The 8358-nt window shown below is 31.4% G+C and carries 8 protein-coding genes; 7 read left to right on the plus strand and 1 reads right to left on the minus strand.

Going from position 1 to position 8358, the window contains the following annotated elements:
- Positions 1–518 precede the first annotated feature (518 nt).
- Together IDG60_RS01295 and fumC are read left to right on the plus strand one after the other, a co-directional pair.
- Entirely contained in the window at positions 519–914 is a 396-nt protein-coding gene (locus IDG60_RS01295; RefSeq protein ID WP_000901023.1) for a hypothetical protein, read from the plus strand.
- Positions 915–1109: 195 nt separating this feature from the next.
- Complete coding sequence (fumC, locus tag IDG60_RS01300) at positions 1110–2495, plus strand: class II fumarate hydratase (protein ID WP_000116228.1); 1386 nt, start codon at positions 1110–1112, stop codon at positions 2493–2495.
- Between the two features lie 452 nt (positions 2496–2947).
- Here fumC and IDG60_RS01305 read toward each other — a convergent pair whose 3' ends face one another.
- A complete protein-coding gene (locus IDG60_RS01305; RefSeq protein WP_000669376.1) occupies positions 2948–3769 on the minus strand; it encodes an RluA family pseudouridine synthase in 822 nt (273 codons plus the stop codon).
- A gap of 162 nt (positions 3770–3931) precedes the next feature.
- Here IDG60_RS01305 and IDG60_RS01310 point away from each other — a divergent pair, with 162 nt between their 5' ends.
- The 5 genes from IDG60_RS01310 to IDG60_RS01330 all read left to right on the plus strand — a co-directional run bounded on the left by IDG60_RS01310 (position 3932) and on the right by IDG60_RS01330 (position 8225).
- A complete protein-coding gene (locus IDG60_RS01310) occupies positions 3932–5044 on the plus strand; it encodes a GAF domain-containing sensor histidine kinase (protein WP_000437969.1) in 1113 nt (370 codons plus the stop codon).
- A gap of 21 nt (positions 5045–5065) precedes the next feature.
- The gene (locus tag IDG60_RS01315) at positions 5066–5689 is read left to right on the plus strand and encodes a response regulator (RefSeq protein ID WP_001045135.1); all 624 of its coding nucleotides are present in this window, start codon (positions 5066–5068) and stop codon (positions 5687–5689) included.
- 355 nt (positions 5690–6044) lie between these two features.
- On the plus strand, positions 6045–6509 hold the full coding sequence (xdrA, locus tag IDG60_RS01320) for an XRE family transcriptional regulator XdrA (protein ID WP_000375864.1): 465 nt from the start codon (positions 6045–6047) through the stop codon (positions 6507–6509).
- A 178-nt stretch (positions 6510–6687) separates the two neighbouring features.
- Positions 6688–7812 (plus strand): DUF445 domain-containing protein, encoded by a 1125-nt coding sequence (locus IDG60_RS01325; protein ID WP_000992518.1) that lies wholly within the window; start codon positions 6688–6690, stop codon positions 7810–7812.
- Between the two features lie 68 nt (positions 7813–7880).
- Positions 7881–8225: a YlbF/YmcA family competence regulator gene (locus IDG60_RS01330; protein WP_000290301.1), complete on the plus strand. Its 345-nt coding sequence runs from the start codon at positions 7881–7883 to the stop codon at positions 8223–8225.
- The last annotated feature ends 133 nt before the right edge of the window (positions 8226–8358 follow it).

Here is an 8358-nt window from a genome sequence, read left to right on the forward strand (position 1 = left end):
TTATCATGTAAATAATGTATAGTATAGAACATATATCAAATAGGATTGATTATCTTGAATATGAAGTTAGGTAGCATTTTGTTACCTAGCTTTTTTATTATATTCATAGAAGCTGACTTTCTGCCAGCTTCTGAGTTTGTGGCCCGTTTCCCCAACTTGCACTGTTTGTAGAAATTAGAAATCCGATTTCACTATGTTGGGGCCTCGCCAACTTGCATGAAATAGTAAGCTGACTTTCCACCAGCTTCTATGTTTGTGGACTGCAGTTAACTACTGCCAATATAACTTTGTAAAGCATAAAACATTGATTTGTGTACCAGACATAGTAATATATCAAAAGTTCAATTTTAAATATTAAAACACCATTTAAACGGAATTGATAATTAATTACTCCAGACATAATTGAAAGAAGTCATCTATCAGTAATATTTTTAATGAAATCATTAAACCGCGTTTCTTAATATGCCAAGATTATGATATGCTATTGAAGAATGAAATTAGAGGAGATTTATATATTTATGTTAGGAAAATACTGGATTCAATTATTGATAGCAACAGTTATTATAAGTTTAATATCAATTAAAGCTTTTCCATTGGCAATTGGGGCATTATATTTACCTGTTATTTTCAAAGTAATAAAATTACAACTCAATTTATCAAAAGGATTAATCGATGATGTTAATGCGCAAACATTCATTAAAAGTAATCAATCAGGTATTGTAATAAGTGTAATTTGTTGTTTATTAATAACAGGAATATTGTATTATACACTTGATGGGTTTTATGCGAGTTTAACAGGAGTTTTAGGTACGCTTGTTGCTCTAAATCCATATACGACAATTGTTAGTGCTGTATTATATATACTTACAGCTATTGCTACGGTTGAAGCTACTAAAACAAAGTATCGTAATTAAACTTAGTTCAACAATAACTAAATAATGATAGATAACACACTAATCGTATGACCGTATCACTGTAATAAAGGGTGAGTACGTGCGATTAGTGTATTTTTATTTCAAATTATGAAAACGTTTTAATCATAAATTGCTCAATTAAATTATTTAATGATATACTACAGTTAAATAAACAGTGATAAGGGGAGAAATTGAATGTCAGTAAGAATTGAACATGATACTTTTGGAGAAATAGAAGTACCTGCAGATAAATATTGGGGTGCTCAAACAGAAAGAAGTAAACGCAATTTCCCAGTTGGTAAAGAGCGTATGCCAATCGAAGTAGTTTATGGTTTTGCACAACTAAAGCGTGCAGCAGCATTAGCTAATTTTGATTTAGGAAAATTAAGCGAGGCAAAGAAAGATGCCATTGTATACGCATGTGATCAAATTTTATCAGGTGAATTAGATGAACACTTCCCACTAGTTGTATGGCAAACAGGAAGCGGTACACAAAGTAATATGAATGTGAACGAAGTAGTAAGTTATGTTGCTAATATGTATTTAAAAGATCATCAAATTGATGAAAGTATCCACCCAAATGATGATGTAAATGAATCACAAAGTTCGAATGATACATTCCCAACTGCTATGCACGTTGCATTATATCAAGAGGTTGAAACAAAATTAGAACCTGCATTAAAACTTTTAAGAAATACTTTGAAAGAAAAAGAAGACAAATTTGAATCAATTATTAAAATTGGTCGTACACATTTACAAGATGCAACGCCGATCAAACTAGGACAAGAGATTAGTGGCTGGCGTTATATGCTTGACCGTTGCGAAATAATGTTATCTGAATCTAAGAAGCACATTTTAAATCTTGCCATCGGTGGTACGGCTGTTGGTACTGGTATTAATGCGCATCCTGAATTTGGTGATAAGGTGGCACATTATATTTCAGAAAATACGGGTTATCCATTTGTATCTTCTGAAAATAAATTCCACGCACTTACAGCGCATGATGAAGTTGTTCAATTGCACGGAACATTGAAGGCATTAGCTGGAGATTTAATGAAAATTGCTAATGATGTGAGATGGTTGGCTTCAGGTCCACGAGCTGGTTTGGCAGAAATTTCCATCCCTGAAAATGAACCAGGTTCATCAATTATGCCTGGTAAAGTTAATCCTACACAATGTGAAATGTTAACAATGGTTGCAGTCCAAGTAATGGGTAATGATACAGTTGTTGGCTTCGCAAGTTCACAAGGTAACTTTGAATTGAATGTTTATAAACCAGTTATTATGCATAATACACTACAATCAATTTACCTTTTAGCTGATGGTATGGAAACATTTAATAACAATTGTGCAGTGGGCATTGAGCCAATCGAAGAGAATATTGATAATTATTTAAATCAATCATTAATGTTAGTTACTGCATTAAATCCACATATTGGTTATGAAAAAGCAGCTCAAATTGCTAAGAAAGCCCATAAAGAAGGTTTAACTTTAAAAGAATCTGCAATTCAAACTGGATATGTTACAGAAGAACAATTTGAAGCATGGATTAAACCAGAAGATATGGTAGATCCTCATTAATTAAATATTAATATAAAATAAAGTTTGGGCATTATAGTGTTCAAGCTTTATTTTTTGTCTATGTCAAATTGAACTTATAAGTCCGATTTGATATAGAGCCATGAAAAGGAAAAACTTTTCATGGAGTCCGTTTTATTATAGAACCTATTTTTTATATGATGAATTGTTGTACATGTATTGGCCAAACAACCTGTGATAAAAATCTTATGATGTCATGTATTGTCCATAGATACACGTAACGCAGTTGAAAAAGACTACAAGTCATTATCCAAGGATGTTATAAAATGAATAATTGCTAAAATATCAAAATATAAAATCCTAAGCATCGTAAAAAACAAAAAAACCGAACATCTGAAAAAATTAATAATTTTCCATCTATCCGATTTAAGTTGATACTTGATTTAGTTACAATGCGGTATTGCATGTTTAAATATCATGCAAAACTAATCAAATTAGTCATCCAAAGAAACGGAAATGACTTCCTTAGTCAAGGGATGCACAAACTCTATTTTGTAACTTTCAAGTTCTAATTGTCTTAACGTTGAATCACCATATAAAGGATCACCAATAACAGGGTGACCAATTTCAGCTAAATGCACACGAATTTGATGAGTACGTCCAGTATCCAACTTGATTTCAAGTTGGCACACAGCTTCTTTTATCATTTTTGAAGTTAAAATGTGTGTAATTGCACGCTGTCCAGTAGGAGACACACGTCGTTTATTCGAATGGAATTTATCTTTACCAATTGGCATATCAATCGTTTGTGGTTTTAAAGGTAAAAGTGCCTTAACATTTGCTTTGTATATCCGCGTAATATCATTGTCTTCTAACATGCGATCAAGAATTTTTTTCATTAAAGGATTTTTAGCAACAATTAATAATCCTACTGTTTCCTGGTCCAGTCGATGAATTGGTTCGACATAGTCACTATCAATAGTGTAAATCACATGATTCATTAAAGTATTGCTTTCTTTTAAATCATTAGGGTGAGTCTTAACACCTTTAGGTTTCATTACGATTGCCATATCATCGTCTTCGTATTTAATTTGTGCATAACGATAACTTGGAACATAATTACTTTTTTCATCGATGGTTGGAACAAATACATCGTCGCCAGTATGCACTTTATCCATTAATCGCGCAGGTTTATCATTAATAGTAATATCTTTAGACATATTTAAATGATGTAAATCTTTTTTAGGTACCTTAAGTTGTTGGAAAATATCTCGTAAACTTAAGTCATTAAAGTTTTCTGGTATTTTAAATTTCATAAAATCCTCCTATAGTCTTTAATATCATATCACAAATCAGTTCTCCTAAATATAACTATTGAGTAATCAAGGCCATTTTATCATGTTCACGTCTAAGATTTAAAAATATAATAACTCAATGTATAATAGTTAATACACGTAAAAATGAATTGGAGCGATTTGATGGAACAAAGGACGCGACTAGCTTTATTAAAAGAGATTGCCGAATTTTTAAACGAAGAAACTGAAATGTATAGCATGACCCAAGGTGCGTTAAAATATTTAATTGAGGGCAGTAATTTCACGACAGGCTGGATATTTTTCATCAATAGCGTAGGTGAACATGAACTTGTATCACATGTGGCTCTACCACAATCTTTGACAGCAGACCACTGTCACTATATTAAAGATGGGTCTTGTTGGTGTGTGAAAGCATTTAATCAACGTAGGCTAATGAAAGCGTCGAATATCGTCAATTGTTCTCGTATTAACTTAGCCTCTAAAGCATTTCCTAGCCAAAATGACAATATTACACATCATGCAACGGTACCACTTAAATCGGGTCAAGAACAATTCGGCATTTTAAATGTAGCGTCCCCAAATACTGAAATATATAGTGATGAAGATTTAGAGTTGCTAGAGTCTGTCGCATTTCAATTAGGGTCAGCCATCAAACGTATTTATTTAACAGACCGTGAAAAAGAAGCAGCAAAAATTAATGAACGTAATCGTTTAGCTAGAGATTTACATGATTCAGTAAATCAAATGTTATTTTCTGTAAAACTAACAGCACATGCTGCGTATGGCATGTCAAACGAATCCATCGCTAAACAAGCATTCAAGACGATTGAGAAAACGAGTCAAAATGCCGTTAATGAAATGCGTGCATTGATTTGGCAACTTAAGCCAGTTGGACTTGAGCAAGGTTTAATTCATGCTTTGACAGCATATAGTAAATTAATGCATATACAATTAAATGTAAATGTAGAAGGTTTAATCGATTTATCTAATGAAATCGAAGAAAACATATATAGAGCATTACAAGAGTGTATTAATAATGTTAAGAAACATGCTGATACGAATAAAATGGATCTTACATTAAAACAAATGAACGATATACTATATATTGACGTGATTGATTATGGTCAAGGATTTGAGATCGATAATGTTCAGATAGCTTCATCACACGGTATTAATAACATAAAACAAAGAGTTAAATTATTAAGAGGTAAAGTGACCTTTCATTCTCAGCCAACAAAGGGTACACAAATACAATTCACAATTCCTATAAAATAGCTTGATTTAAGGAGATAACCCATGAACAAAGTAATATTAGTAGATGACCATTATATTGTGCGACAAGGATTGCGATTTTTATTATCCACGATTGAAAACATAGAAGTTTTACAAGACTTTGCAGATGGAGAAACATTTTTAGAATATTTAAAAGAGCATGAGCACCCTGATATTGTGCTATTAGATTTAGTGATGCCTGGCATGAATGGTATTGAAATTACGGAATATATTAAGGCACATTATCCGGAAATTAAAGTTTTGGTATTAACAAGTTATGTTGATGATGAACATGTAATTTCAGCAATCAATAAAGGTGCTGATGGTTATGAAATGAAAGACGTTGAGCCTCAGCAATTAATTGAAACTATTAGACGAGTTATGAACGGTGAAAAAATGATACATCCTAAGGCACAAGATGTATTCGAAACAGTTAGCCAAAAACCACACTACACGAATAAGTTGTCAAAGAGAGAAATTGAAGTGTTACGTGAAATGGTTAAAGGTAAAACAAATAAAGAGATTGCAGAAACTTTATTTGTATCTGAAAAAACAATTAAAACACATGTCAGTCATATATTTAGTAAATTACAAGTTAGCGATCGTACACAAGCAGCAATTTATGCAATGGAAAATAAGTTGATTTAGAATGAGCTTTTAAATATTTGTCGAAAAATAGACAATTTTTAATCTGATTTTGATGAATTTTTTATAGCGATAGGGTTTATTATACAGTTTTCTTTGTAAATTTGATATCATTATAAAAGTGTAATTTTTATCAAATCTAGTGATTATGCATAAAATTTTACTTCATTTACTTTCGCTTCATTATAAAGTAAACTTAACTCTTGTTGACTTGATCAAAATTTAATACAAATGTGAAATTGACTCTTTTCATTTTATTAAAAATATATTAAGATGTAATCTGTGTTTCAAGAAATGTGTATTATTGCAATTTCTTGTGTCCGGATAAAATTCCCCAAACAGAAAGGTAGATAACAGAATGGATAGACAGAGTTTTACAGATTTAATTCAAACAAAATTTAAAATGGTTCGTATAGAGGCTGGTTATACGCAAGATACTATGGCGCAAACAATTGGACTTTCTAAAAAGACTTTAGTACAAATCGAAAAAGAGAGAGTATTACCAAACTGGACAACTTGTATTTCAATTTGTGCATTATTCAGAGACTCTGAAGTATTAAACAGTACATTTGGCTGTGATCCATTAGAAATCGTTCAAACAATTTCAAGAAATCACTGTGCATATCCAAACCATGCACCAACAAGTGATATTTATTGGAATAACATTGAGACTCGTAATGGGTACATTTTACAAAGTAACAAAGTAAGCAATATTTATCGTGTATTAAATCCAGATAACCAACCAATTTTCGGTACTTCTAAAATGAGAGAAGCTGAAACATACTTTAACAGAAATGCTAAAGAAGAATTAGTACATATCTAGGCCTATATACTTTTAATAAATAATAAAAGCGATGTAACACACCTGTTTCGAGAGGTGAGGCATCGCTTTTTGTATGTAAACTAATAATAAATTGAGCAGAAAGTGAAATGATTAATGAATTAAAAAATAAAAATAGTGGTATAATGAATAACTATGTTGTCACAAAGGAGTCAAAATTATGAATGCACTATTTATTATCATATTTATGATTGTAGTAGGGGCGATAATTGGGGGCATTACTAATGTAATTGCAATTAGAATGCTGTTTCACCCCTTTAAACCATACTATATATTTAAATTTAGAGTCCCATTTACACCAGGTTTAATACCGAAAAGACGCGAAGAAATTGCAACTAAAATTGGCCAAGTGATTGAAGAGCATTTGCTTACAGAAACTTTAATTAATGAAAAATTAAAAAGCGAGCAATCACAGCAAGCAATAGAATCTATGATTCAACAGCAGTTACAAAAGTTGACGAAAGATCAATTGTCAATAAAACAAATTACTTCTCAAATCGATATTGATTTAGAACAAGTATTACAAACTAATGGAAATCAATATATTGAATCACAATTGAATAATTATTATACAAAGCATCAAAACCAAACAATAGCATCTTTATTGCCAAATCAACTTGTAACATTTTTAGATCAGCATGTAGATAACGCAACAGACTTATTATGTGATCGTGCAAGGAATTATTTATCATCTGCAAAAGGCACACAAGATATTAATGATATGTTGGATACTTTTTTCCATGAGAAAGGTAAGTTAATTGGTATGTTGCAAATGTTTATGACAAAAGAGAGCATTGCAGATCGCATTCAACAAGAACTTATACGTTTAACATCTCATCCTAAAGCAAGAACAATTGTGACATCGTTAATTACCAATGAATATCAAACTTTTAAAGATAAACCATTGAATGAACTGTTAGATGCATCGCAGTTTAATGAAATCGCTGAAAATCTATCAGTGTATGTAACAACATATGCAAGCAATCAAGCGAATAAGCCAGTGGTTACGTTAATGCCTCAATTCGTTGATTATTTAGAAGGTCAACTCTCTAGCAAATTAGCAAATTTAATCATTGAAAAATTATCGATTCACTTATCTACAATTATGAAAAAAGTGGATTTACGAGGATTAATTGAAGAACAAATTAATACGTTTGACTTAGATTATATTGAAAAATTAATTATAGAAATTGCTAACAAAGAACTAAAGTTGATTATGTCATTAGGTTTCATTTTAGGTGGTATTATTGGATTTTTCCAAGGTTTGGTTGCAATCTTTGTCTAAAAAAGCGAGATGTGGTAAAGTAATATCGAACGTTTTAATAAACATCACAACAAAGGAGTGCTATAACCATGGCAGTAAATTTATATGATTATGCAAATCAATTAGAACAAGCTTTAAGAGAAAGCGAAGAATACAAAGCAATCAAAGAAGCATTCGCTAATGTAAAAGCTAACGAAGAATCTAAAAAGTTATTCGATGAGTTCCGTGAAACTCAAATTAACTTCCAACAAAAACAAATGCAAGGTGAAGAAATTGCTGAAGAAGATTTACAAAAAGCGCAAGAACAAGCGCAAGCAATTGAAAAAGATGAAAACATCTCTGCATTAATGAATGCTGAACAAAAAATGAGTCAAGTATTCCAAGAAATCAACCAAATTATCGTTAAACCATTAGACGAAATTTACGCTGACTAATATTAAAATAATATTTTTCAATCCTTTAAATAGAGGAATAGACTGCCGACAGAGTCCGAGACTTTGTGGGTAGTTTTTTTAGTTTTGATAACGGAAGTTAGAGGCTCTCTGTCAAATTGGGCAGATGCGTTCA

The organism is Staphylococcus sp. EG-SA-2 (assembly GCF_017152085.1).

Bases quoted from the DNA above. Each gene is read 5' to 3' on its own strand.
- IDG60_RS01295 (WP_000901023.1), top strand. From the start codon at position 519: ATGTTAGGAAAATACTGGATTCAATTATTGATAGCAACAGTTATTATA.
- fumC (WP_000116228.1), top strand. From the start codon at position 1,110: ATGTCAGTAAGAATTGAACATGATACTTTTGGAGAAATAGAAGTACCT.
- IDG60_RS01305 (WP_000669376.1), bottom strand. From the start codon at position 3,769: ATGAAATTTAAAATACCAGAAAACTTTAATGACTTAAGTTTACGAGAT.
- IDG60_RS01310 (WP_000437969.1), top strand. From the start codon at position 3,932: ATGGAACAAAGGACGCGACTAGCTTTATTAAAAGAGATTGCCGAATTT.
- IDG60_RS01315 (WP_001045135.1), top strand. From the start codon at position 5,066: ATGAACAAAGTAATATTAGTAGATGACCATTATATTGTGCGACAAGGA.
- xdrA (WP_000375864.1), top strand. From the start codon at position 6,045: ATGGATAGACAGAGTTTTACAGATTTAATTCAAACAAAATTTAAAATG.
- IDG60_RS01325 (WP_000992518.1), top strand. From the start codon at position 6,688: ATGAATGCACTATTTATTATCATATTTATGATTGTAGTAGGGGCGATA.
- IDG60_RS01330 (WP_000290301.1), top strand. From the start codon at position 7,881: ATGGCAGTAAATTTATATGATTATGCAAATCAATTAGAACAAGCTTTA.